The sequence below is a fragment of the Neobacillus sp. OS1-2 genome, assembly GCF_030915505.1.
Lineage (GTDB): Bacteria > Bacillota > Bacilli > Bacillales > Cytobacillaceae > Neobacillus.
The window spans coordinates 805,589-828,870 of sequence record NZ_CP133265.1; the positions used below are offsets into that span (position 1 = coordinate 805,589).

The 23,282-nt window shown below is 39.9% G+C and carries 23 protein-coding genes and 1 other annotated feature; of the genes, 6 read left to right on the plus strand and 17 right to left on the minus strand.

Features of this window, described 5'->3' with window-relative positions; translation table 11 throughout:
* Positions 1-7 precede the first annotated feature (7 nt).
* Together thpR and pepV are read right to left on the minus strand one after the other, a co-directional pair.
* Positions 8-580 carry an RNA 2',3'-cyclic phosphodiesterase gene (gene thpR, locus RCG19_RS04135; RefSeq protein WP_308109785.1) on the minus strand — a complete coding sequence of 191 codons (573 nt, stop codon included), beginning with the start codon at positions 578-580 and terminating at the stop codon, positions 8-10.
* 130 nt (positions 581-710) lie between these two features.
* Positions 711-2,135: a dipeptidase PepV gene (pepV, locus tag RCG19_RS04140; protein WP_308109786.1), complete on the minus strand. Its 1,425-nt coding sequence runs from the start codon at positions 2,133-2,135 to the stop codon at positions 711-713.
* A gap of 416 nt (positions 2,136-2,551) precedes the next feature.
* Here pepV and RCG19_RS04145 point away from each other — a divergent pair, with 416 nt between their 5' ends.
* Together RCG19_RS04145 and RCG19_RS04150 are read left to right on the plus strand one after the other, a co-directional pair.
* Complete coding sequence (locus RCG19_RS04145; protein WP_007086548.1) at positions 2,552-2,773, plus strand: DeoR family transcriptional regulator; 222 nt, start codon at positions 2,552-2,554, stop codon at positions 2,771-2,773.
* Positions 2,774-3,168: 395 nt separating this feature from the next.
* Entirely contained in the window at positions 3,169-4,524 is a 1,356-nt protein-coding gene (locus RCG19_RS04150; protein ID WP_308109788.1) for an amino acid permease, read from the plus strand.
* Between the two features lie 82 nt (positions 4,525-4,606).
* Here RCG19_RS04150 and RCG19_RS04155 read toward each other — a convergent pair whose 3' ends face one another.
* From RCG19_RS04155 to RCG19_RS04165, 3 genes are all read right to left on the minus strand, one after another.
* Positions 4,607-4,939 carry an ArsR/SmtB family transcription factor gene (locus RCG19_RS04155; protein WP_308109789.1) on the minus strand — a complete coding sequence of 111 codons (333 nt, stop codon included), beginning with the start codon at positions 4,937-4,939 and terminating at the stop codon, positions 4,607-4,609.
* Positions 4,940-5,362 (minus strand): SRPBCC family protein, encoded by a 423-nt coding sequence (locus tag RCG19_RS04160; protein WP_308109790.1) that lies wholly within the window; start codon positions 5,360-5,362, stop codon positions 4,940-4,942.
* Positions 5,363-5,506: 144 nt separating this feature from the next.
* Positions 5,507-5,935, minus strand: a complete 429-nt coding sequence (locus RCG19_RS04165; protein WP_308109791.1) for a DUF2935 domain-containing protein — start codon at positions 5,933-5,935, stop codon at positions 5,507-5,509.
* A gap of 133 nt (positions 5,936-6,068) precedes the next feature.
* On the opposite strand from RCG19_RS04165, the gene RCG19_RS04170 reads away from it, so the two are divergent.
* Positions 6,069-6,815 carry an AAA family ATPase gene (locus tag RCG19_RS04170; RefSeq protein ID WP_308109792.1) on the plus strand — a complete coding sequence of 249 codons (747 nt, stop codon included), beginning with the start codon at positions 6,069-6,071 and terminating at the stop codon, positions 6,813-6,815.
* A gap of 82 nt (positions 6,816-6,897) precedes the next feature.
* On the opposite strand, the gene speD is transcribed toward RCG19_RS04170, so the two are convergent.
* On the minus strand, positions 6,898-7,707 hold the full coding sequence (speD, locus tag RCG19_RS04175) for an adenosylmethionine decarboxylase (protein WP_166239005.1): 810 nt from the start codon (positions 7,705-7,707) through the stop codon (positions 6,898-6,900).
* Positions 7,708-7,895: 188 nt separating this feature from the next.
* Between speD and RCG19_RS04180 the strand changes: the two genes are divergently transcribed.
* Both RCG19_RS04180 and RCG19_RS04185 read left to right on the plus strand, forming a co-directional pair.
* Entirely contained in the window at positions 7,896-9,158 is a 1,263-nt protein-coding gene (locus RCG19_RS04180; protein ID WP_308109793.1) for a TolB family protein, read from the plus strand.
* 94 nt (positions 9,159-9,252) lie between these two features.
* Complete coding sequence (locus RCG19_RS04185) at positions 9,253-9,687, plus strand: Dps family protein (RefSeq protein ID WP_308109794.1); 435 nt, start codon at positions 9,253-9,255, stop codon at positions 9,685-9,687.
* A 773-nt stretch (positions 9,688-10,460) separates the two neighbouring features.
* On the opposite strand, the gene RCG19_RS04190 is transcribed toward RCG19_RS04185, so the two are convergent.
* Together RCG19_RS04190 and RCG19_RS04195 are read right to left on the minus strand one after the other, a co-directional pair.
* Complete coding sequence (locus RCG19_RS04190; protein WP_308109795.1) at positions 10,461-11,180, minus strand: pseudouridine synthase; 720 nt, start codon at positions 11,178-11,180, stop codon at positions 10,461-10,463.
* On the minus strand, positions 11,170-12,798 hold the full coding sequence (locus RCG19_RS04195; protein WP_308109796.1) for a putative polysaccharide biosynthesis protein: 1,629 nt from the start codon (positions 12,796-12,798) through the stop codon (positions 11,170-11,172). Before RCG19_RS04195 ends, RCG19_RS04190 begins: the two co-directional genes overlap by 11 nt.
* A gap of 204 nt (positions 12,799-13,002) precedes the next feature.
* Here RCG19_RS04195 and RCG19_RS04200 point away from each other — a divergent pair, with 204 nt between their 5' ends.
* Positions 13,003-14,277 carry a BaiN/RdsA family NAD(P)/FAD-dependent oxidoreductase gene (locus RCG19_RS04200; protein WP_308109798.1) on the plus strand — a complete coding sequence of 425 codons (1,275 nt, stop codon included), beginning with the start codon at positions 13,003-13,005 and terminating at the stop codon, positions 14,275-14,277.
* 2 nt (positions 14,278-14,279) lie between these two features.
* On the opposite strand, the gene RCG19_RS04205 is transcribed toward RCG19_RS04200, so the two are convergent.
* From RCG19_RS04205 to RCG19_RS04245, 9 genes are all read right to left on the minus strand, one after another.
* The gene (locus tag RCG19_RS04205; RefSeq protein ID WP_166238993.1) at positions 14,280-14,465 is read right to left on the minus strand and encodes a sporulation protein Cse60; all 186 of its coding nucleotides are present in this window, start codon (positions 14,463-14,465) and stop codon (positions 14,280-14,282) included.
* A gap of 200 nt (positions 14,466-14,665) precedes the next feature.
* A complete protein-coding gene (locus RCG19_RS04210; protein ID WP_308109799.1) occupies positions 14,666-14,971 on the minus strand; it encodes a rhodanese-like domain-containing protein in 306 nt (101 codons plus the stop codon).
* Positions 14,972-15,029: 58 nt separating this feature from the next.
* Entirely contained in the window at positions 15,030-17,447 is a 2,418-nt protein-coding gene (leuS, locus tag RCG19_RS04215; RefSeq protein ID WP_308109800.1) for a leucine--tRNA ligase, read from the minus strand.
* Positions 17,448-17,614: 167 nt separating this feature from the next.
* Positions 17,615-17,838: a binding site (T-box leader), on the minus strand.
* Positions 17,839-17,997: 159 nt separating this feature from the next.
* Positions 17,998-19,191, minus strand: coding sequence for an MDR family MFS transporter (locus RCG19_RS04220; RefSeq protein WP_308109802.1), 1,194 nt, complete (start codon positions 19,189-19,191; stop codon positions 17,998-18,000).
* A gap of 352 nt (positions 19,192-19,543) precedes the next feature.
* Positions 19,544-20,995: an ammonia-forming cytochrome c nitrite reductase subunit c552 gene (locus RCG19_RS04225; protein ID WP_308109803.1), complete on the minus strand. Its 1,452-nt coding sequence runs from the start codon at positions 20,993-20,995 to the stop codon at positions 19,544-19,546.
* 3 nt (positions 20,996-20,998) lie between these two features.
* Positions 20,999-21,511, minus strand: a complete 513-nt coding sequence (locus RCG19_RS04230; protein WP_166238985.1) for a NapC/NirT family cytochrome c — start codon at positions 21,509-21,511, stop codon at positions 20,999-21,001.
* Positions 21,512-21,597: 86 nt separating this feature from the next.
* On the minus strand, positions 21,598-22,398 hold the full coding sequence (locus tag RCG19_RS04235; protein ID WP_308109805.1) for a hypothetical protein: 801 nt from the start codon (positions 22,396-22,398) through the stop codon (positions 21,598-21,600).
* 367 nt (positions 22,399-22,765) lie between these two features.
* The gene (locus RCG19_RS04240) at positions 22,766-22,930 is read right to left on the minus strand and encodes a glycogen biosynthesis protein GlgD (RefSeq protein ID WP_308109806.1); all 165 of its coding nucleotides are present in this window, start codon (positions 22,928-22,930) and stop codon (positions 22,766-22,768) included.
* A 16-nt stretch (positions 22,931-22,946) separates the two neighbouring features.
* A complete protein-coding gene (locus RCG19_RS04245; RefSeq protein ID WP_166238979.1) occupies positions 22,947-23,210 on the minus strand; it encodes a YtzC family protein in 264 nt (87 codons plus the stop codon).
* Positions 23,211-23,282: the final 72 nt, after the last annotated feature.

Sequence of the window (23,282 nt, forward strand, 5' to 3'; positions counted from 1 at the left end):
CCAACCTTTATGTTTGTAATGGAAATGTGGCGATTGCTTCATATTTTGGTGATTGCTTGAGATGTGTTTGATATAAAACGATTTCATTTGCCTGAAAGAATAGGGGTTCAGGCTGTAACTCATTCCATCGTTCTAATAACTTCTTTTGAAATGGCTCTGCCCCGTTCCACTTTCTTGCTAGGGTGATATGGGGCCTGAATGGCCTTGTTTCCAGTTGAAATCCCGCCCTCTCACAGGCTGAAAATACTTTATTTCTAATTGCTTTTAGCTCCGTACTTTCCTCCGTATCCACCCAAAATATACGCGGTGAATCTTCTTGACCGAAAATTCCCAGTTTGTTCATTTTCAATGGTATTGACTTTCCCTCTTTTAAGGTCTGTTTCACATTTTTTTCTGCCGCGGTTAGCCTTTTAGGATCAGCAGCACCCAGGAAGGCCAGCGTAATATGCAAATCTTGATGATGTACCCAACGGCTAAAAGGGAAGGTTTCCTTCAATTCTTCCATATGGTCTTTCATGATTCGTTTTGTTTCCTTAGGAATTCTTACCGCAAAGAAAAAATGAGTTCGTTGTTGTTCCATTGTATGGTTCAGTCCTTTCGTTCATTTTAGTCTATTTTCCCCAAATTGTATCTATTAGAAAACGATTATTTCCAATATAACCAAGGAAAAAGACGTGTTGCCCGATAACACGTCCTTTTCTAAAAATTGCCTATTCAGTTTTTCCTAATTCATAAATAGCCTGAGCATAGATGGCCGTTGCTTTTAACAAGTCTTCAATATACATATATTCATCTTTTTGATGGGCGATATCTGGCCTTCCGGGAAATAATGGACCAAATGCGACTCCTGCTTTTAAGGAGCGGGCATACGTACCGCCGCCAATGGCAATCAATTCTGCTTTTTCTCCTGTTTGTTCTTCATACACCTTTTTTAAGGTTTGAATCAGGAATTCCTGTTCATCCACATGATGCGGTTTTGAATCAGAAAAGTTTTCAATCGAAAAGCCCTCGTCTATCAAAAGTGCATCCAACTTTGCCTTGGTTTCTTCCATATTATTTGTTACGGGGTATCGGCATGTCATCCCAATACTGCCGCCAGTTTCAGCAGTAAAGCTAAGTTTTCCAGGATTAATCGTTAATTCTCCGGAAATCTCGTCCGAATAGGAAACCCCAAGATTCACACCCCTTGAATCATCAAAGAAATACCGGGAAAGGAATCGGAAATAATGAGCAGCATTTGCCTCTATCGCTTGTTTTGAAAGAAATTCCGCTAAAAATAACCCGGCATTTTTCCCATTTCTCGGCTCCATGCCATGTGCAGAAACGCCAACGACTTCTAAAATTAGCTCCTCGTTTTGGATACGATAATTATATTCCAATTCAACTTTCTTCATGTAGGTAATAAATTGCTGTACTACTTCCTCTTGTTGTTCCTTTACAAGCAGGGTAGCCTTGGCATGATCCGGAACCATATTGTATCTTTTTCCAGAAACAAAACTTTCAATCTTAATACCTGTCGCAGTTGATCCTTCTTTTACTGATCCCGTCTGAACCATATCAAAATCAGCAATTCCTTTTTCCGCATTAATAATTGGGAAATCTGCATCAGGGGCGAATCCTACTGTTGGCATTTCTTCCTGCTGAAAATAATGCTCGACACAACGCCAATTGCTTTCTTCATCAGTTCCAATAATCATCCGGACGCGCTTTTTAAGCGGCAGGCTAAGTTCTTTAACAATTTTCATCGCATAATAGGCTGCCATTGTCGGCCCCTTGTCATCAAGCGCACCACGAGCGTAAATCTTTCCATCACGAATTTCCGCTCCAAAGGGATCACTTGTCCAGCCATCCCCTTCTGGCACAACATCTACATGGCAAAGAATTCCCAGTAGTTCTGTTCCCTCACCAAATTCGAGATGACCAGCAAGATTGCCTACATTTTTCGGCGTGAATCCATCCTTTTCCCCAAGTTGGAGCATGTAATCAAGTGCATCCTTCACCCCTTGTCCAAGTGGTGCGTCAGGTGAGGTATTTTCCTCGTCTAAAAGACTTTTAATATGTAATAATCCTTGTGTATCCTTAATTAATGAATCTTTTCTTTTTTCAACCTCACTCATCCAATTAATCTCTGTCATTTGAGTTACCTCCTATATCTATATACTCTTTTAACAATATCATATTTCTCCAATAATCTTAGCAATTTAGCATGTGTAACGGATCGATTAAATATTTTGACTAAAAATTCAAATAATTTATCATAAACCAAACACCCTAAGCCATAACCTATAGTAAGAGAATGATAAAGGAGGCAATAATCCGAGTAAGTAATGGAAAATTGGAAGATTATTTTGCAAACTTTGCTATAGTGGTAGAAATTTTCAGAAATTATGGGTACAATAAGGTTAGATGTATGACATCTAAGTACTCACTCCATAAAAAAGGAGATGGCTGCGCGGAAAAGAAACTACATATTCTTGAAGAGTATTCTTCAAATAGGCTGTCGGTAGATGGATTAAGCCATAGGTTTGAAATTAGGATAGGGAGTGGTTCTTTGAAACCTTCAACTAACCGGATGTTAAACCGCATCAAATGTATCTACATGTTTATTCGCAATAACGGCACTGTCACGACCCAAGAACTTGTAGAGGAATTTGGTATCACTCCTCGCACCATACAACGAGATTTAAATGTCTTAGCCTATAATGACTTGGTCATAAGCCCAAGCCGCGGAAAATGGACGACAACACAAAAGAAAGTGAAGATGTCATCTTAACACAAAAATAGTAGTGATTTACCATAAAAAAGCACGCGTGAGCCAATCAGCGCGTGCTTTTATTTATCTGAACAATTACCGCTTTTCTTGTAATGGGGAAAAATTAATGATTTGTTTATATTCTTGTTCAGTAAGAATTCCAAGCTTTTTAAAAACATACGAATAAATGAAGATCCTCCGCTGCATTCGAGGGGTTGCGATCATGGTAACCATCACCTCTTTTAAACTAGTTTATTCACCCCCACCAATAATGTTTCCTTCAGGCAAAAGAATATTTTACCTCGTCCGGAACCTATTAACCACATTGACAGTTTTAAAAAATATGATATATTAGTATAAAAATACTTTAGTGCTTAAAAGCGTCTAAGTAAAATAGAAAAGTAGGTAAAGTCATCATGGAGAATAATCATCAGGACTTAAAAAAAGGGCTATTGCCGAGGCATGTGCAGTTCATTGCATTAGCGGGTATGATTGGAACAGGGATTTTTAAAGGAAGCTCAGATACGTTAAGTATCGCTGGGCCAAGCGTTATAGTAGCCTATTTAATTGGCGGTCTATTGTTATTTATTATTATGGCTGCATTAGGAGAAATGGCTTTGGCTTTTCCCAATATGAATGTGCAGCATCTCGTCAATAAAGCTTTTGGCTTCCAGGTATCCTTTCTGGTCGGATGGCTTTACTGGATCAATTGGATTATCGTAACCGTTGTTGAACTATTAGCAGCAGGTAGTTTTTTGCAGTTCTGGTTTCCTACAATCCCATTATGGCTGCTAAGTCTTCTCTGTGCCGTCGTCATCGTAGGTATCAATTCATTTCAAGTCAAATATTACGGGGAACTTGAGTTTTGGTTTGCGGGAATCAAGATTATTGCCCTAGTTGCCTTTATATTTCTAGGCTGCTTTCTTCTTTTTGGACTAATTCCTAGTACCATACAGGATCCATTTTCAAACTACACCGCACATGGCGGATTTTTTCCACACGGTTTAGGTGGAACATTTAGCGCATTTTTGGTTGTGATGTTTTCTTATGGCGGTGCAGAATTAATCGGGGTTGCGGTAACTGAAACAAAAGATGCAGAACGAGTATTACCGAAAATCATTAAAGGAGCCGTTTGGCGTGTTATTATATTTTATATTTTTCCAATCCTGATCATCTGCGGCATGATGCCTTGGGACAAGGTTGGTGGTGCCGACAGTCCTTTCGTACAGGTATTCACTAGTACCGGTTTACCCGGGGCAGCGCATATTATGAACTTTGTGTTATTAACAGCCGTCCTTTCGGCTGCCAATTCCGGAATATATGCTACATCAAGAACGCTGTTTTCGATGGCTCAAAGCGGTGTGGCTCCAAAGGGGTTAGCAAAATTATCTACTAAAGGAATTCCATTAACAGGAATTATGATTACAAGTGTTTGTATTATAGCAGGTGTTTACCTAGCCTACCTAACACCAAGCCAAGTTATTAGCTATCTCATGACCATCCCAGGTTTTACGGTTATGATCATTTGGATCAGCATTTGTGCCGCTCAATTAAAATTACGGCCACATTATAAAAATCAACCGGCATTTAAGGTGAAGTGGTTCCCATTTACGACCATTTTCGCGATTATTTCGTTGAGTGTGATCTTTATTGGATTTTTGTTAAATCCAAATAATGTGATCGGTTCAACCGTTTGTATTCTAACCATTGGAATTCTTATCATTCTTTCGTTTGTTAATAGGAAAACGGGGGCTAATGAGATTACTATTTAGTGGCCAGCATTTTGCTGGCCATTTTCTGTGTACACTTCACGTGATAGCTGAAAAGCCAGGCTCTATGCCTGGCTCTGGTAACTTATTCATCCTGATCATCCGACTCCACAAACAATTTCAGTGCTGTTAGCTTATTTTCCCAAAATAGTTCAAAATACTGGAGCCAATCTTTTAATTCAACTAGCGGCTCTGGATGAAGCTTGTACCGTGTTTCTCTGCCGACTTTCCGCTCCTTCACTAATCCAGCATCTGCTAACACACGCAAATGTTTAGAAACAGCAGTCCGGCTCATTGGGAAGTGTCCGCTAATGGCAGTGACAGGCATTTCTTCCGTGCTAAGAAGTTTCAACAACTTCCGTCTTGTTGGATCAGCGATGGCTTGAAAGACATCATGCTTTGCTGATGACGCAACCATTTACGCCTCAACATATGCTTGTAATTTTTGAACAAGACCTGCCCAGCCCTGATTCATATTGTCACGGATTGGAGTATGAGGCGCACCAAACTCAGTAACTTTATTAACATCCCAACCGCCATGTATGAGGGTAAATTCTGTTTTGCCGTCCACTTCCTTTAATTCAAATGTAAGTGTCCAATCTTTTCCCCAATTGAACGATAGGCTGTTAGGCGGATCGACCTTTGTTACCTTACATGGAGACATCCCAAATTGTCCGGCATTTAGATGAAATTTATGACCTTCCACAGGCTCCATATCATTGGGCATGAACCAAGCTGCTAAGCCTTCTGAAGTGGAAACTGCATTCCATACCTTCGAAATGGGTGCATTGTATACTAGGGTGTAGCGAATGTCTTCTAATGTTTGTGTTTGATTTTCCATTTTAAATGCTCCTCTATTTTTAAAATACGAAACTAATTGGTTTTACTTTAAAATAATATAACACCTTTTGGTTTCATGTCAAGCGTAAAAAGGCGACTCTACACATTTTGTAGAGTCACCTTAAATATCTTTTTTCATTCAAAATTATTGACCGCTGGAAAGCAGCGCCCGAGCTATACCCACAAAATACTCGGATTCACGAATGATATGATTTAAAACTACTTTAGCCGTATGATTACCGCTGACTGCTTGGCTATGTGTCTTGATTTGCTCACATAATTGAATAAATGATTCACTCTCCTCCAAGCAATAGGAGACGAGCTGGAGCACCTGCTGATACAATTGATTTGATACCTGTGAACCCGACCGAATGACGGATTCAATGAAACTGACAACCTGTTTGTGTGTTTCCCCAAGAGCTTGTTCCCATTTTTTCAAGGCATCGACAAACTCAGGCTCCAGTCCTGACACCAGCTCGCGAATAACAACCGTATGTTCCTCTTCCTGATGCTTCCAAAATTCTGCCTCATCCAAAATACGCAGCGGCATTTGCGATCCATAGTAAAATTGCATAGACATCCCCCCATCCTCTTGTCATTTCAATGTATGGGATAGGCATTAGAAATATGCGTTTACACCTAACTTATCGCGCCATCATTTACCACTTTCCATGATACAATGATTAAAAAATGAAGGGGTAGGATGTATGTTAACCACTCAATATATAAGAAGTATCCAAATAAAGCGAGATGAAATCCCTTCTTTAAAAAAATACCCCTTCAACCTGCCGAGTTTGAAGGCATTAGACGAACTTTCTTTTCATCCGAAGGTGACGTTTCTTATTGGTGAAAATGGGATGGGTAAATCCACTTTGCTTGAGGCGATTGCCGTTGCTTTGGGCTTCAATCCGGAGGGCGGTTCGTTTAATTTTAACTTTTCCACCTTTGACTCCCATTCATCACTTAGTGACTATCTCAAATTGATCAAAGGGATTGAAAAACCGAAGGATGGCTTTTTCTTGCGCGCAGAAAGTTTTTATAATGTGGCTTCAAACATTGAGGAATTGGATCAGGCAGGTGGCGGCCGGCCAATCATTGATTCCTTTGGCGGTCTATCCTTGCATGAACAGTCACATGGCGAGGCATTTTTTGCTACGTTTCTTCATCGCTTCGGAGGAAACGGACTCTATCTTTTGGACGAACCAGAAGCAGCCCTTTCACCTCTCCGGCAAATGTCGATGCTGACGCGGATTCACGACTTGGTTAACGAGAACTCCCAATTTATTATTGCTACCCATTCGCCGATCATCATGGCGTATCCGGATGCAAAAATCTTCGAATTCAGCGAAGAAGGAATTCGAGAGTGCAAACTCGAAGAAACAAACCATTATCGGATAATGAAGCAATTTTTTGATGATAAAAATCGAATGCTGCATCATTTGTTAAATAGTTAATCTTACACATGGAGAATGTACTGCACCCCAAAAGGTAGAGTGAAATCTGACTTTTGGGGTGCAGTACAAACCGAGCTCTTTTTCATGGAACGATATTTTTTCCATAAAAAATTTCATCCATCTCTTGCTTCAATCTTTCGGTAATTTCAATATGTTCATCTGGTGTTAGCTTCTCTTTCGTATAACCAAATAAATAGTTATTTAAATCAAATTCACGCAGCTTACATTTTGTGTGAAAAATATGCTCCTGATAGACATTGACGTCAATCATATCGAATAACTCGCCAACATCTTCTGGAATGTAATTCTGAATCGAGTTGATTTCGTGGTCAATAAATAGCTTGTGCCCCGTTTTATCCCTTGTAAAACCGCGAACACGGTAATCGATCGTCATAACATCTGTCTCAAACGCCCGGATTAAATAATGGAGTGCCTTAAGCGGCGAAATCTCACCACAGGTGGAGACATCAATATCCGCCCGAAATGTACTGATCCCTTCATCAGGATGAAATTCCGGATATGTATGGACTGTAATATGGCTTTTATCTAACTGCATGACTACTGATTCCGGGAGCGGACCCGGGGATTCCTCAAAGGACTCTGAAGGGGCATTGGCAACCGGGCCTTCTGATACCAACAAAGTCACACTTGCCCCCGCCGGTTCAAAATCCTGACTTGCTACATTAAGAACATGGGCACCAATTATATCGGAAACATGTGTTAATATTTTCTGCAATCTTTCCCCACTATATTGTTCATCAATATAGTTTAAATACGCTTCCCGCTCTTCCCGCGTTTTTGTAAAACAAATGTCATACATATTAAAGCTTAGTGACTTCGTAAGGTTATTGAAGCCATGTAACTCAATGGCCTGTTCATGTGTAAGTCTCATGATTCTTCCCCCTTCATATCCTAAAACCTATTTAGGATTTATAGTACCCATTGTTACACCCTGTTACTTATTTTTTTCCCAAAGATACTCTCTATCAAAAAAATCCAAATTCTGCGGTTACTTATATATTCATATTTCACACTAACTTGTGGAAAATAATTTAAGGTCTTCTAGTATGAGGTGAAAGGATGAAAAAAAAGCTTTGTTTCGTACTGATGTTTCTATTATTGCTGCCAATGAGTTTGGTAAACGCAGAAACGGTCAATGAAAATAGCGTAAAGGTAGCGTTTATTAGAGACGGTTTTCTCTGGACAAAAATGAACGGCAAGGAGGAAAAAATCACAAAGGTACCAGGTAAGTACGATTATCCGCCCCAATGGTCACATGATGGAAATTGGATTGCTTATCAAGTGGAAGCGAAAAAAAAACTAAATTCTAACATGGAATCCCAAACAGAAATATGGGTGTATCACCTGAAAACGAAAAAGCACAAACGGATTACACTTGATGGAACCAACCCTAAATGGTCGCCAGTTGAGAATATCCTGGCTTTTAAAAGCGGTGGTGTCCTAAATGTATCGAACCTTGAGCACTTTTATAATATTGCGTTAGGTGTAGGTGATTATAACTGGTACCCGGATGGCCGCTCGTTCATTACAGCTTCAGGTGCTTCGCTTAGACCCGATGGATGGACAAACCCTGTCCTATTTCAAATTAGACTTGAAAAAAATTTTGCGAAACTCACCAGCTTGACCAAAAACGTGAAAAAGCTTTATACCATTCCTAGTGAATTGAAAAAGGGGAATAGGAGCTTGTTAGCAATTGACGCCTATAAATTCCAATTTTCTCCTGATGGAAAATGGATTTCTTTTGTTGTCAGTCCCACGGCTTCATGGTCAATGGATAGCAATTTTGTCTGTGTGATTTCGTCTGATGGTCAAAACTTCGAAGTAATGGATGAAATGAATGGGGACTCTATTGTAAAATGGTCATTCCACAAAAATCGCTTAGGCTATATTGCCGGCGGCGGCAGAATTGTTTTTGGATTTAAGGATAAAAATATGAAGGTAACCGAACTACCTACTTTTAATTCCATTAGCCTTACACCACCAAAGTTTGCGGAACTAGGATTTACATGGATGAGTAATCATTCATTAGTTGTTTCACGAGTAAAAGAAAGTCCATGGTCGAATGATGCTAAGCAGCGGCCAGACCCATCATTATTTTTAATCAAGATCGACGAACAAAAACAAACACAAATAACCCATCCCCCTAAGGACTATGGGGATTACGATCCTATTTATATTCCCGCAGTGAAAAAATTATCATGGTTGCGTTTCACGGATCTTGTTGATTTACAGAGGGACCTTTGGATTGCCGACCAAAATGGTGAAAACGCAAGGATTTGGATAAAAAATGTTAATGGGTATGACTCTTTTTCAAAAAATTAATCATAATCTTATTTATAATTATTATAATTTAGTATTGATTATAAAATGATATATGTTATAATAAAAACAGATAAGAAATTAGGAGGAATGTTAAATGACAATCGAACAAGTACTTAACCAACAAATCGCAAACTGGAACGTATTATACACAAAATTACACCATTTTCACTGGTATGTTAAAGGACCTCACTTCTTTACCCTGCATGCCAAATTTGAAGAACTATACGAAGAAGCAACAGCAACGATGGATGAATTTGCCGAACAATTACTGGCAATTGGCGGCAGCCCCGTTTCAACTTTAAAAGAGGTGCTTCAACTTGCTACAATCGAAGAAACCAATGAAAAGGTATCAGCTGAAGAAATGGTACAAGCAGTGATTCACGACTTTACTCTAATCATTGATGAATTAAAAGCCGGGATGGAAGTAGCGGAGCAAGTTAATGACGAAGTGACCAGCGATATGTTCCTTGGACTTATTGGCAAGCTTACTAAGCATAATTGGATGTTGAAGTCCTTTCTGAATGCTTAAAGTAGTCATGAACCGGGCTCGAAGAGGTATTGTAAAGGAATATTAGCGTATATCAGTAGAAATGAGAAAAAGCAGCTGACAAATTACAACGAGTTCTGTTTCCTATCACAAAAATTCAAAATGCATATTAAAAGGACCATCAATTTGTATGTGAAATTGATGGTCCTTTTTTATTGATATTACGCGGAAAATTATAAAAATAGGCGTGAAACTGTAGTCCAATTTGCATCAAAAGGTAAGGATACAGAGATTTCTGTTACCTTGCAAATAGGACTGCAAATGCTGTGATTTTTATTTACAATTCCACGTTTTTCTTCGGCCTTGGCTATAGTTGATTTTCGAGTAGCTATGAGAATTCATAAGCGGAGAATTTCCGGCTAATATACAAAAGAGAGCTTAAGAAGCAGAAATAAGCGAAATTTTTCCGGCTAACTCCTCCAAATAAAGCAAAATCCAAAGATTTCATACATATAACAGAAAAAACTTCCTTTATTTTTAAGGAAATATAGGTATTTCCCAATTTAAGCGGAATTTTTACGTTTATTGTTCAAACAGGGTGAAATCAACATTCAGTTATAACCGAGCCTTGTCCTTAAAAACTTAAAATGCTCTATACATTAGGTTTATCGACACTTTATAATGTTCTTACACATAACAAAAAGCCCTGCATTTTGCAGGACAAAAGGTATAACAAACATAAAGACATTTTTAAATGCAATTTCATAAAATGTGACAGGTATCTGAACCCGTTAGACAAATTAGCTGCTTTTTCTCTATTTTACTTGATACTCTCTCAATAGCTCGACTTCTTCATCCGTTAATTCCCGGTATTCACCAAGCTCAAGTGTTTCATCTAACGGAAGTGGGCCCATTGAAATCCGCTTAAGATAAACGACCTTTTTTCCAACAGCTTCAAACATTCTTTTCACCTGATGAAATTTGCCTTCGGTAATGGTTAGTTCAATATCGGAGCGGATGCCGGATTTTAAGATTTTTAATTCGCCGGGCTTTGTTTCGTAGCCGTCGTCCAAGGTTACACCTTTCGCGAAGACCTCAATATCCTTCTCCGTTACCTCACTATCAATCACTGCGAAATACTTCTTTGGCACATGTTTTTTCGGAGAAAGCAACTTGTGTGCCAATTGACCGTCATTCGTGATCAGCAGCAATCCTTCCGTATCCTTGTCCAACCGACCGACTGGGAATGGCTCATATACCTGATCCTCCATCTCCAACAAATCGATGACGGTCTCGCAGCAATTATCCTCTGTTGCTGATAATACTCCTTGCGGCTTGTTCATCATTAAATAAATAAATTCCCTGTATTCTACCACTTCACCATTTAAGGTGACCGTTTGTTTGGCGGTATCGACATGTTGCTTGGCATCCTTGACAACAATATCGTCAACCTTAACCGCACCGCCTTTGAGCAGCTGCTTGACTTCCTTGCGGCTACCGTAACCTAGGTTCGCCAGCATTTTATCAATTCTCAACGCTTCTCCTCCTTCCAGGTTTTAGTTTGTTCATTAAGCGGTCAATTCTGTCTCCGAATAAACGGTGGACAAGTCCCGATTTAAAACCTAAGTAAAAGTAGATAGCGGCTCCAACTCCAGCACTTATAAAAATCATTAGTACTGACTGCAGCTTGGACGCTGGAGAAAGGAATAATAGCATTAATTTATAAGCAATCTCTGTCCCAGCCCACATTAATCCTGCGAAAATCACAATTAATAAACTCCTCCGCCAAACAAGACGGAATGGATAGCGAGAAAATGTCTTTATTACAATAAGATTAATCACGATGGCTACAATGTAACCTAGTGCCGTAGCAAGGACTGCCCCTTTTGTTTCAAACATTTTGATGAGTGGAATATTTAGGGAAAGTTTTACTAGCAGGCCAACAAGTAGACTTAATATGGTGAACCTCTGTTCATTTATCCCCTGCAGGATAGCGGCAGTAACCGAATACAGAGAAAACAAAATTGCAACTGGAGCATAAGCACCCAATACTTGAGTGCCGAGTGGATCATGCTCATAAAACGCAGTATAAACAGGCTCTGCCAATAAGGATAGTCCAATAGCTGCTGGTAATGTTAAAAATAATAAGACTTGAAAAGTCTGATTTAATTGGCGGTTCAAGTTTTTGCGATCATTCTCAATAAATGCCTTTGTGATGCTCGGTACAAGTGTTAAGGAAAAAGCGGTTGCTAGTGAGACAGGGATAATAACAATTTTATGTGACTCAAAGTTCAAGATACCGAAAGCAACGTCGGCTAAGCTTCTCTTCATGCCCATTTCCATCAAAGTCCGGCTCAGCGTAAATTGGTCAATGAATTGGAATAATGGATTGGCAATCCCAACAAAAACGAACGGAGCTGCATATATAAATATTTCTTTATAAATCTCCTTTAAAGAGATATCAATTGTTCCTTTATCATGTTCTAAAAGTTGATTTAAATATGGTTTTCTTTTAAACCAATACCAAAATAAAACAACCAAGCCACCAATAGCACCAATAAAGGCTGCAAAGGTTGCCACACTAACAGCAGATACAATCGTCCCATTTAAGAATTTTAAAACAACATACGCTCCAGCAAGTGTAAAGACAATACGGACGACTTGTTCCACTACCTGTGAAACGGCCGACGGGCCCATTGATTGATGTCCTTGAAAATAACCCCGAATCAAGCTCATAAATGGAACGACAATCAGCGCAAAGCTGACAGCCCTAATGACAGTAATGACACTATCCATGTCCTCTTTACTAGGATGACTGATTTTTGCCATTAATGGTGCACCAAGGTACATGAATAAAAACGATACAAACCCGGTTAGGAACATGACCATTAAACCAGATTTAAACAACTTACGTCCAACCGCGTATTCTTCCAATGCATTATATTTTGCAATAAATTTCGAGACCGCGAGCGGCACCCCTGCTGTTGCGATACTAATAAAAATGGTATATGGAACATACGAGTAAGAATAAAGCTGTGTCCCGTGTTTACCAACAATTTGATAAAAAGGAATAACGTAAATTAAGCCAATCACCTTTGATAATATCGTACCTAGCGTTAATATAAATGTACCCCTTAAGAGCTTTGATTGCATATAATCCCTTCCTATTTCGAAAAGCGCAAAGCGCTTTATCAAGTAAATTCGACCTTTTTTGCACACTATTAGTAGTTTACAACTTCTTTCACTCAGACGCTACTCACAACCTAGTTATTTTTATTAAGAATCCATCGGTTTTCGTTTTATTTTCACAAGTTTTGTTTATAATGAAGGGATGATTACTATAAAGTTGGTGTAAATATGGAATATGATGTCATTGTCATTGGCGGTGGTCCTTCCGGGTTAATGGCCGCTATTGCTGCCGGTGAAAAAGGGGCAAAGGTTTTGTTAATTGATAAAGGAGACAAGCTTGGACGGAAGTTGGCGATTTCCGGTGGCGGGCGCTGTAATGTTACCAACCGCCTGCCTATCGAAGAAATCATTAAACACTTGCCGGGTAATGGGAAGTTTTTATATAGTGCTTTTTCGATTTTTAGTAATGAAGATATTATTAAATTCTTTGAAAAATTAGGCGTCGGTTTAAAGGAAGAGGATCACGGACGGATGTTCCCGGTTTCGAATAAAGCCCAATCGGTTGTCGATGCACTTTTAGAACAATTAGAAAAGCTCCATGTAAGAATTTTCAGAAACAGTCCGGTGGCAGACGTTATTTATGAAAATGGAACTGTTGCGGCGGTTTTGTTGAAGGACGGGCAAAAGATCGGGACAAAATCAATTGTCATTGCCGTTGGCGGAAAGTCTGTTCCCCATACTGGTTCGACGGGTGATGGTTATGCCTGGGCGAAGAAAGCTGGGCACACGATTACAGACCTGTTTCCGACGGAAGTACCCATTACGTCCAACGAACCCTTTATCAAAAATAAATCACTTCAAGGTTTAGCTTTAAGGGACGTTAATTTGAGTGTGTTGAATCCAAAGGGCAAACCAATTATCACCCACCGAATGGATATGCTGTTTACCCATTTTGGTCTCAGCGGACCAGCAGTTCTACGCTGCAGCCAGTTTGTTGTTAAAGCAATGAAGAAGTGGAATCTGAAAGAAGTTACGATGAGTATTGATGTATTGCCGGACAAAAAGGAAGAAGGAATTTTTCAAGAAATCAACATGCTTGTTAAAAGTGAGCCTAAGAAAAGTATTAAAAATACGTTAAAAGGTCTTGTTCCTGAACGATATCTACTATTCCTTTTAGAACAAAGTGGGATTGACCCATCTGAACAAGGCAGCACCATTTCAAACGAAAAAATTCGTAGTTTTGCCAAAAGCTGCAAGCAATTCTCAATCAAGGTAAATGGCACCCTTCCACTGGAAAAGGCATTCGTGACCGGTGGAGGTGTGTCTGTTAAAGAAATCGAACCGCAGACAATGGGCTCCAAATTAATGGGAGGTTTATATTTTTGCGGTGAAATTCTTGATGTGCATGGGTACACCGGAGGATATAATATTACCTCTGCCCTCGTAACCGGCAGGCTTGCCGGAACCAATGCTGCTTTGTTGACCAAAAAAGGCCTGATGTAATATCAGGCCTTATAAATTATCATCGCCGAAAAGCAATAAATCTGCTCTTCCTCTTCTTCCTCCGTCATTGCCGCAACATTATATTTTATATCTAGCAGACTCTTTTCATCTATTCCTTTCAAAAAGCGATTCATTTCCTTCTCTAGATCCTTCTCATGCTCCCGATCAAATAGTTTAACCTGTATCACCGCGAACTTCCTCTCTTATTTTTCTATCATTATTGACAGTTTTTCAGAATTTTAAAAATACGGAGGGTAAGTTTATTTTTAGATGAATCAAGTAACCTTCTTTTTGAGGTTAAATTGAAAGGTGCATCATGATGGGAATCCAATTCTCTATCTATTGGTTACAAACATATTAGAAAAACCGATTCCATAAAAGGAATCGGTTAGTTTGTTTCTCCTGTCCATTGCAACATACCGCCAACCATGTTACGGACTTTGTAGCCCTGATCCTGCAGATAATGACAAACATTCCCACTGCGCCCGCTTGAACGGCAAATAAAGATATACTCTTTATCCTTATCAAAATAATCCAAGTTAATAGGAATATCCCCCATGCGAATATGCTTGGCACCTGGAATCATTCCCGCTGCTACTTCTTCATCTTCTCTCACATCGACAAGTTCAAGTTTCTCCCCTGCCTCAAGCTTCTTTTGTAACTCTTCTGGTGTAATCGTTTGAATTTCTTCCATCCCACTCATCCTTCCAGAAAGATATCCCCCCAGAAATTAGGGGGGATATTCCTTTGTTTTAATTTGCTACGATATTTACTAATTTCCCTGGTACTGTGATGACTTTACGAATTGTTTTTCCTTCGATTTGTTCCTTCACTCGGTCATCATCCATTGCAATTCCTTCTAATGCCTCTTTACTGGCATCCGTTGGTACCATCAATTTCGTTTTTACCTTGCCGTTAACTTGAATGACAATTTCAACTTCCTCATCAACCAGTTTTGCTTCATCATATGCAGGCCATGCCTCATAGGAAATCGTGCCGCTATGTCCTATCTTTTCCCAAAGTTCTTCAGCAATATGCGGGCTAACAGGAGCAAGCATTTTAACTAAGCCCTCCACATAATCCTTAGGAAGGACAGTTGCTTTGTACGCTTCATTAATGAAAACCATCATTTGTGAAATTGCGGTATTGAAGCGTAAACCTTCGTAATCCTCGGTCACTTTCTTAACTGTTTGATGATAAACTTTCTCCAAGTTGGTAGTCTCATCAGTTGACTGGATTTTCGGACTTAATGAGCCATCTTCTTCGACAAATAAGCGCCAGATCCGGTCAAGGAAGCGACGGGAACCGTCCAATCCATTTGTTGACCACGCAATTGAGGCATCAAGCGGGCCCATAAACATTTCATATAAACGAAGTGTATCCGCACCATGACTATCGATAATATCATCAGGATTAACAACATTTCCTTTTGATTTACTCATTTTTTCATTGCCTTCGCCTAAAATCATCCCTTGGTTAAATAGCTTTTGGAATGGCTCTTTGGTTGGGACCACACCAATATCATATAAAAATTTATGCCAGAAGCGGGCATATAGCAAGTGAAGCACGGCATGCTCAGCACCGCCAATGTAAATATCAACCGGTAACCAATGTTTTAATTTTTCGGCGGAAGCAAGTGCTTCACTGTTTTTCGGATCAATATACCGTAAATAGTACCAGCAGCTGCCGGCCCATTGTGGCATTGTATTGGTTTCACGACGACCCTTTTTGCCTGTTTCCGGATCCACAACATTTACCCAATCAGCAATATTGGCAAGTGGTGATTCACCTGTTCCGGATGGTTTGATATCTTTTGTTTTTGGTAACATCAATGGAAGCTGCTCTTCAGGAACAGCTGTCATTGTGCCATCTTCCCAATGGATAATCGGAATCGGTTCACCCCAATAACGCTGACGACTGAATAACCAATCGCGTAAACGGAATGTTACTTTTTTCGTACCGATGCCTTTTTCCTCTAACCAGGAAATCATTTTAGAAATCGCGTCTTCTTTATTTAAGCCGTTTAGGAATTCAGAGTTGATGTGTTCCCCGTCACCAGTGTAGGCTTCTTTCTCGACATCACCGCCGGCGACAACTGGCTTGATTGCTAAATTGAATTCTTTGGCAAAATCATAATCACGTTCATCATGTGCTGGAACAGCCATGATGGCGCCAGTTCCGTAGCTGACCAATACATAATCAGCAATCCAGATTGGCATTTTTTCACCATTGGCTGGATTAATGGCATATGCACCGGTGAAAACACCTGTTTTCTCTTTTGCAAGGTCAGTACGCTCAAGGTCGCTCTTAGTTTTGACTTTATCTAAATAGGCTTCAACCGCCGCACGTTGCTCAGCTGTCGTAATTTTATCAACAAATGCGTGTTCCGGAGCTAATACGGCATATGTGGCACCAAATAAAGTATCCGGACGGGTTGTAAAAACCGTGAAGGTTTCCTCATGTCCATCAATTGCGAAAGTAACTTCCGCACCTTCAGAGCGGCCAATCCAGTTGCGCTGCATTTCCTTCAAGCTCTCAGGCCAATCTAATTCTTCTAGGTCTTCAAGTAAACGATCACCATAGGCGGTGATTTTTAACATCCATTGCTTCATCGGACGGCGCTCTACTGGATGTCCGCCGCGTTCACTTTTGCCATCGATTACTTCTTCATTTGCTAATACGGTTCCTAGTGCCGGACACCAGTTTACGGCGACCTCATCAATATAGGCGAGGCCTTTTTCCCAAAGCTTTAAGAAAATCCACTGTGTCCATTTATAATATTCCGGATCTGTTGTGTTTACTTCACGATCCCAGTCATAGGAGAAACCTAATGCTTTAATTTGTCTGCGAAAAGTATTAATGTTCTGTTCGGTAAATTCTGCGGGATCGTTACCTGTATCCAACGCATATTGTTCTGCCGGAAGTCCGAATGCGTCCCATCCCATTGGATGAAGAACATTATATCCCTGCATTCGTTTTAAACGGGAAAGAATATCTGTTGCGGTATAACCTTCAGGGTGTCCAACATGAAGTCCAGCCCCTGATGGATATGGAAACATATCTAAAGCATAGAATTTGCGTTTATCGTATTCTTCACTTGTTTTGAATATTTTTTCTGTTTCCCATTTTTGTTGCCATTTCTTTTCAATTTGCTGATGGTCGAAACTCATTGTCTGTTCCTCCTAAAAAAAGATAAAAGCGGAAGCGCCTTGTTCAGCCCCGACAAGCATAAGACGAGCCGGTGAGAAGGTTGTTTTTTAACCTTCTTGCCGGATTGGCTTATGACCTCGAGGGGCTAGGCGCTGCAGCTAGATAAAAATAAAAAACCTCTCATCCCAAAAGGGACGAGAGGATTGTATGTATCTTCCCGCGGTACCACCCACATTAGTGCTCATGCACTCGCTTCATTCATCCTTAACGCGGAAAACGGCAAACATTACTGCTCCTTCATGCTTGCAACTCAAAGGCGAGTTCATGATGTACCCGGTTGACTTCCACCAGCCGCCAACTCTCTTTTGGTTTCGGGTATGAACCACTACTACTCCTGATCACTGTTTTTCTAATATAAAAAGTATTACGGTTATTGTATTAAATTTTCCGGCAGTATGCAAGTAAACTTGCGCCTATTTTCATGATGGACAAGAATACCTCCATTTAAACAAGCAAAAAAAAGAACAATGTGATAACAATCAACACTGTCCTTTCCACGTGGACAAATACCTACATTTGTCCACGAACGGTGCCTGACACCATTTTCCTTTTTATTCCACGATCATACAACAGGGTGGTGACGATTGCGATGAGGAATAGTCCAATCAATAGGATAAATAATGTGGACATGCTCTGCATGTCAACAATTATTCCGCCTAGTAAGGGGCCAATCATTCTTCCACCGGTTGAGGTGCTGTTGACAATTCCTTGATAGAAGCCTTCTCTCCCCTTAGGAGCTAAATCGAAAGCGATGGTAGGAACGGCTGGCCAGATGAACATTTCACCGATGGATAAGATGATCATCGCAACCAGGAATCCTGAAAAGGCGCTCGCCTTTCCGGCAACTAAAAAGGAAACGATGAAGATTCCAATTCCAATAAGGATTTGCACCTTAAGTGATGCTGATAAATACTTTAAGACACCATTTAAAAGCGGCTGCCCGAGAACGATGATCGCACCGTTTATCGTCCAAAGTAAACTATATTGCGTCAATGAAATATTGATTTCCTGGGTGTAAGAGGCAATCGTTGTCGTCCATTGGCTATAAGCAACCCAGCACAGCAAATAGCCCGCACAAACAATCAATAATGCCTGTAAGTTCACTTTACTTCTTACAACATTTAACGCTTTTTCTTTATGATCATGTATGACAGCGTCGACCACGATTCCCTTATAGCCAATCACAGCTATTAGTAAAAAGATGACATACATGATCGTATTGGCTAAGAAGATTAATTGGAAAGAGTAATCTGCTACCATCCCGCCAAGTGATGCACCTACCGCAACCCCAAGGTTTTGCGCGACATAAAGGGCATTGAACGATTTCCGCCCGCCTTCTTTCCAAACTGAACCTGCCATGGCATACATAGATGGAAAAATAATTCCTGTTCCAAATCCGGTGATGGTCAGAAAAATAACGTATTGTGGCCAATCATGCCAAATAGATAAGCCGATAAGCGCTAAAAGGGAAATACCAATCCCTAGTATGATAGATTTATAACCACCCATTTTATCGAATAAATGGCCGCCATAAAGATTTCCGATGACATTTGCTCCCGAGTTGAGCATAAGGACAACCCCTGCAACAGATAAGGACTTTCCTAAATGATCGTGAATATAGATTGTATTTAAAGGCCATAAAAAAGAAGAGCCTATTACATTCACTGCCATCCCGATGATTAAAAGCCATAAGGCTCGTGGCATGAAAAACGCTCCTTTATCATTAACTATTTCAATTCCCTTGGTTATTTTAATTGTTTTTCTGATAAGGTGCAATCCTTTTATTTTTCCATATTTCGCAGGGAAATGATTCCGCGGGTTTCGGCCTGGATTCCGCGAAATTGTTGAATAATTCCGCGAACTTTTCCATACATTCCGCGAACCCGCTGCACATAACCGAAACCATTGACAGCGTACCGAAATTTCAGCAAAATAAATATAAGAAAACACTGTCTCCAAAAAGGAAACAGTGTTTTCCAAAACAATTTCAAGGGCTCTTTCCAAATTTCTTCTTCCTTCTTGGTCGGACGAAAAAGAATTTCATCATGGAAAGAGTCTATTTTTTGAGCGATGTTGGTACAACTGGTGCCTGTGCTGGGAAATAGCTGTTAACAGCATGGTCTTTTTTCTTCTCATTTACTTTCTCATCAGCTACAGCCTTTTTAGCCTTTTCAATTTCCTGATCAAGCACTTCCATGTTGACACCTTTTTTCACAAGTTCTTCTGTTGCAAGGCGAATCGCTTTGTTAGACTGTTCAATCGAAATCCTCAATGAATCCATCGACCCTTGTGGATTATGGAAGCCTGAAGAGTTTTCAGCCGCAATAATATCCCAGAACCATTGACCCTTACGCACAAATTCCTGCGCTTCTTTGATTTTCTCCGCACTCACACCCGAAGTAATCATTTTGTTAACATAGTAATGAGCGGAAGTGGAAATATCTTGGGCATCATGTAATCCGCTTACGTTTGCTTCCTGAATTTCAAGCACACGATCTTTTAATTTATCTAAATCACGGTCACCGTGACACTGGCCGCAAGATGTTTGCATGGTCTTAAGCGGAGAAGTCCACCAGTGTGACGTGATCTTTCTTTTTCCATCAACCCGTTCATATGGCATATGGCAATCGGCACAGGATACATTTGCCTTCCCATGTGTACCCGATAAATGGGTTTCAAATTCCGGATGCTGAGCCTTTAGCATCGGTGTTCCGGAAATATTGCTGACCCAGTCCTTCTCAAAGCCGTTTTCCTTGGCAATGGTATTGTAGTATTCATACATTTCTTCCGGTTTGAAGCCTTTTGTCCATGGGAAGGTAACTTCACTATTATTAGCAGCAAAGTAATATTCATCATGACACTGGCCGCAAACGTAACTGCGCATTTCATTTTTCGTTGGGTTTGACACATCTACACCTTTTGCTTCTAATGCTTTAAAAAGACTTGGGCGAGTAACACGTAAATCCATTGTTTTAGGATCATGACAGTCGGAACAGCCGATTGGCGAGTGACCCATTGCTTCCCCTTTTGGCCAAATATCTTTGTTAAAATTAGCGCCCCAATAGCTGTCGCCCATTTCTTCAATCATTTTTGGCACAGCGGTTGATTTACAGGTATAACAGGAACCAACTGACTTATCAGTAATCCGTTTGACATTACGAATATCTTCTAACGCATACGTGTGGCCGCGATCTTCATTGTATTCCGTTGCGAATCCATAGCCGTTAAACAGGATGGGCAATAGTGGTTCTTTGTCTGCATCATACTTACTTCGTTTGACCGAACCATTATATTTTGTATCTTCCATCTTTTCGTTTTTCTTGTAACTGTTGTATTGAAGCGGAAATAAGTCCTTAAATGCTTCATTGCTTATTTCATCTGCTGAAAGGCCTGTCGTTTTCTTACCTGCAGCTGAAGCGGTTTTATCACTGGATTCGTTGCCGCAGCCAGTAATGATTAACATTAATGCAAGCAGGAAAAGATATGCCCCATATCGGAACCTTCCCATTTTTTAAAATCCTCCCTTATTTTCTAATAACTCTCCTGATACAGGCGGCTTATTATAGTGATCATCTTTAAAGCCTTTCCCGTGTGGTACCGTTTTGTGACAGGAAATACAGCTATCTTTGGCATCATGGGATACGTTGCTAAGCGTACTCTTGTGACAGGAGATACAATTATCATTCATAATCCCCTTCGTGCGTGCGGTTGCTTCAATTACATCCGGAATCTTTTCTGTTCCGAGTGTATTGAAATAAATATGCGTCATCCCGGCACGGCCTTTGAAAAATAACTTTCCGACTTCACTCTTATGCGGTAGATGACAGTCATTACACTGCAAATCCGAATGTGTGGAATCCAAGAATGAAGTATAGACGGATTTCATCGTATGACAGTTTTGACAAAAACCCGGTGAATCCAAATAGGCCATTGTTTTCACTGTTGAAAATGATAAAAACACGCCAATAAGCAAGACCAATACAACTAAAAACTTTTTGTTCATCTTCAGAAGCTTTTTGAACATTTCTTCACCTCCCATAATCTCTTTACTCTCTCTTTATATTTATTAACGTACCTTTTAGGGTACCTTAATCCCAATATTGACGGCGGTTATGCCTTCTTCTTTCTTTTTTTAAATAAAATGGTCAATGCCCCCGCCGATATCACACTAATTCCACTAAATGCCCCAAGTGCGAGGCCAGTAGATTTTCTATTTCCTTCAGACAGATCTCTTTCATTTAGTTCCGTAGTTGGTCTTGTTTCACGGCGTTCATAGGATAAGGTGAAGTTTTTCTCCTCACCTGCTTTTACATCCTGAAAAAGATAGGAAAAGGTTTGATCTTCGGTACCATGATTCTGTTTCTCTTCCGGAGCCGGTGTGAGCTTCATATTTTTCGCCTTGGACGGTTCGGTAAAAATGACATTGACCAATCCGATATCTGCAAAACTTTTAAACTGATAGGACAATGATTTCTTTTCCTTACGTACCTTTAAACTGTCCGAATAAAATTCGATCACAAATTTATATCGTTCCTTCGGAGCTATCTCTTCACTTGTTGTCCAGAAAATCGTTCCTTTTTCACGGTCAATCACATACTCAATTTCATAGGTTGTTCGTAAATCACTGGAATAATCGGCGACATATCCCACCCGAAAGTCCTTCTCATCCATGGGAAGGGGAATCTCGATTTTTCCCTTCTGGGGCTGGTCAGAATCGTTTACCATTGACCCTTGATACCCAATTAACAGTGGGGCATGATCCTTCTTCTGATCATTTGGATGATAGGCATACTCCGGCATGACACGAACCGATAATTCTTCCATCTTTAAAATCGTTTCATTTTGAGCGTAACTGCTTGTGGGACATATGAAGGCTAAAACAATACTTACAATTACAAGGATTTTTTTCATCTTTAACTTCCTTTCCTATTGGACTAAATTATGGATAAAATGTGAACTCGTTCACATAAAGTTCTAAAAAAGTGTTAGGCTGACCGTGTGTTTCCTAACAAATGGTGGAGGTTTTGGAAATAAAATTTGAATCCATACCTTATTTAAAACATGTTAAATATTGCTAATCTGTGACGCACATCACATGATAAACGCCAGTTGTTGCCAAAGTGTGAACACAAATTTATTCTATTTTCAAGTTGTTTTTATTAAGAAATTGAATCCCCGGGTACTTTTTTACTTATTTTAAAATAATTTTTTGTAAACGCTTGAAAAAAAATCTCCCAACAAATTGTTGAGAGATTTTCTACATTTTATATAATCGTGCTTATTCTGGATGCATTTTCGATTTTACGGGCTGCCCGCCTGATTGTTCATATTTCTTTTTCGCTAGTTTGACAAGATCCACATCCTGCCCCAGTTCGAGATCTTGATTATTAATTCCATTACGTGTTGTTTGTTCAGGATTTTGCTGCTTTGACCGTTTTTTCAAAAAGGTTCTCCTCCTTTTAAAGCTCTTCTAGAATCATTGAATTTTGCAGTTGCTGAAGCTGAAGTCTCATTCTATGGAGCTGCTCTCGCTGCTGTGAATTAGCACTATGCGCCATTTTGGCAATATCTTGATAGGTCTCTTCTAGCTGTTGAAGCGCTGTTGTATAATTATCATCATTATATTGCTCCTGAAGACTGCTTTGTTTATATTGTTCTTCGGCATTGCGAATGGTATCCTCAACCTGCTGCATAAGATTGTTCATTGAGTCACGAGTAGCCATTTAAGAACCTCCTCCATGTTGTGGCACAATCTCTTCTTGAAGCACACACTGCTTCATTTCTTATTGTGTTCT

Excerpts from the sequence above, each read along its gene's own strand:
- thpR (WP_308109785.1), bottom strand. The coding sequence starts at position 580 with ATGGAACAACAACGAACTCATTTTTTCTTTGCGGTAAGAATTCCTAAG.
- pepV (WP_308109786.1), bottom strand. The coding sequence starts at position 2,135 with ATGACAGAGATTAATTGGATGAGTGAGGTTGAAAAAAGAAAAGATTCA.
- RCG19_RS04150 (WP_308109788.1), top strand. The coding sequence starts at position 3,169 with ATGGAGAATAATCATCAGGACTTAAAAAAAGGGCTATTGCCGAGGCAT.
- RCG19_RS04155 (WP_308109789.1), bottom strand. The coding sequence starts at position 4,939 with ATGGTTGCGTCATCAGCAAAGCATGATGTCTTTCAAGCCATCGCTGAT.
- RCG19_RS04160 (WP_308109790.1), bottom strand. The coding sequence starts at position 5,362 with ATGGAAAATCAAACACAAACATTAGAAGACATTCGCTACACCCTAGTA.
- RCG19_RS04165 (WP_308109791.1), bottom strand. The coding sequence starts at position 5,935 with ATGCAATTTTACTATGGATCGCAAATGCCGCTGCGTATTTTGGATGAG.
- RCG19_RS04170 (WP_308109792.1), top strand. The coding sequence starts at position 6,069 with ATGTTAACCACTCAATATATAAGAAGTATCCAAATAAAGCGAGATGAA.
- speD (WP_166239005.1), bottom strand. The coding sequence starts at position 7,707 with ATGAGACTTACACATGAACAGGCCATTGAGTTACATGGCTTCAATAAC.
- RCG19_RS04180 (WP_308109793.1), top strand. The coding sequence starts at position 7,896 with ATGAAAAAAAAGCTTTGTTTCGTACTGATGTTTCTATTATTGCTGCCA.
- RCG19_RS04185 (WP_308109794.1), top strand. The coding sequence starts at position 9,253 with ATGACAATCGAACAAGTACTTAACCAACAAATCGCAAACTGGAACGTA.
- RCG19_RS04195 (WP_308109796.1), bottom strand. The coding sequence starts at position 12,798 with ATGCAATCAAAGCTCTTAAGGGGTACATTTATATTAACGCTAGGTACG.
- RCG19_RS04200 (WP_308109798.1), top strand. The coding sequence starts at position 13,003 with ATGGAATATGATGTCATTGTCATTGGCGGTGGTCCTTCCGGGTTAATG.
- RCG19_RS04210 (WP_308109799.1), bottom strand. The coding sequence starts at position 14,971 with ATGGAAGAAATTCAAACGATTACACCAGAAGAGTTACAAAAGAAGCTT.
- leuS (WP_308109800.1), bottom strand. The coding sequence starts at position 17,447 with ATGAGTTTCGACCATCAGCAAATTGAAAAGAAATGGCAACAAAAATGG.
- RCG19_RS04220 (WP_308109802.1), bottom strand. The coding sequence starts at position 19,191 with ATGCCACGAGCCTTATGGCTTTTAATCATCGGGATGGCAGTGAATGTA.
- RCG19_RS04225 (WP_308109803.1), bottom strand. The coding sequence starts at position 20,995 with ATGGGAAGGTTCCGATATGGGGCATATCTTTTCCTGCTTGCATTAATG.
- RCG19_RS04230 (WP_166238985.1), bottom strand. The coding sequence starts at position 21,511 with ATGTTCAAAAAGCTTCTGAAGATGAACAAAAAGTTTTTAGTTGTATTG.
- RCG19_RS04235 (WP_308109805.1), bottom strand. The coding sequence starts at position 22,398 with ATGAAAAAAATCCTTGTAATTGTAAGTATTGTTTTAGCCTTCATATGT.
- RCG19_RS04245 (WP_166238979.1), bottom strand. The coding sequence starts at position 23,210 with ATGGCTACTCGTGACTCAATGAACAATCTTATGCAGCAGGTTGAGGAT.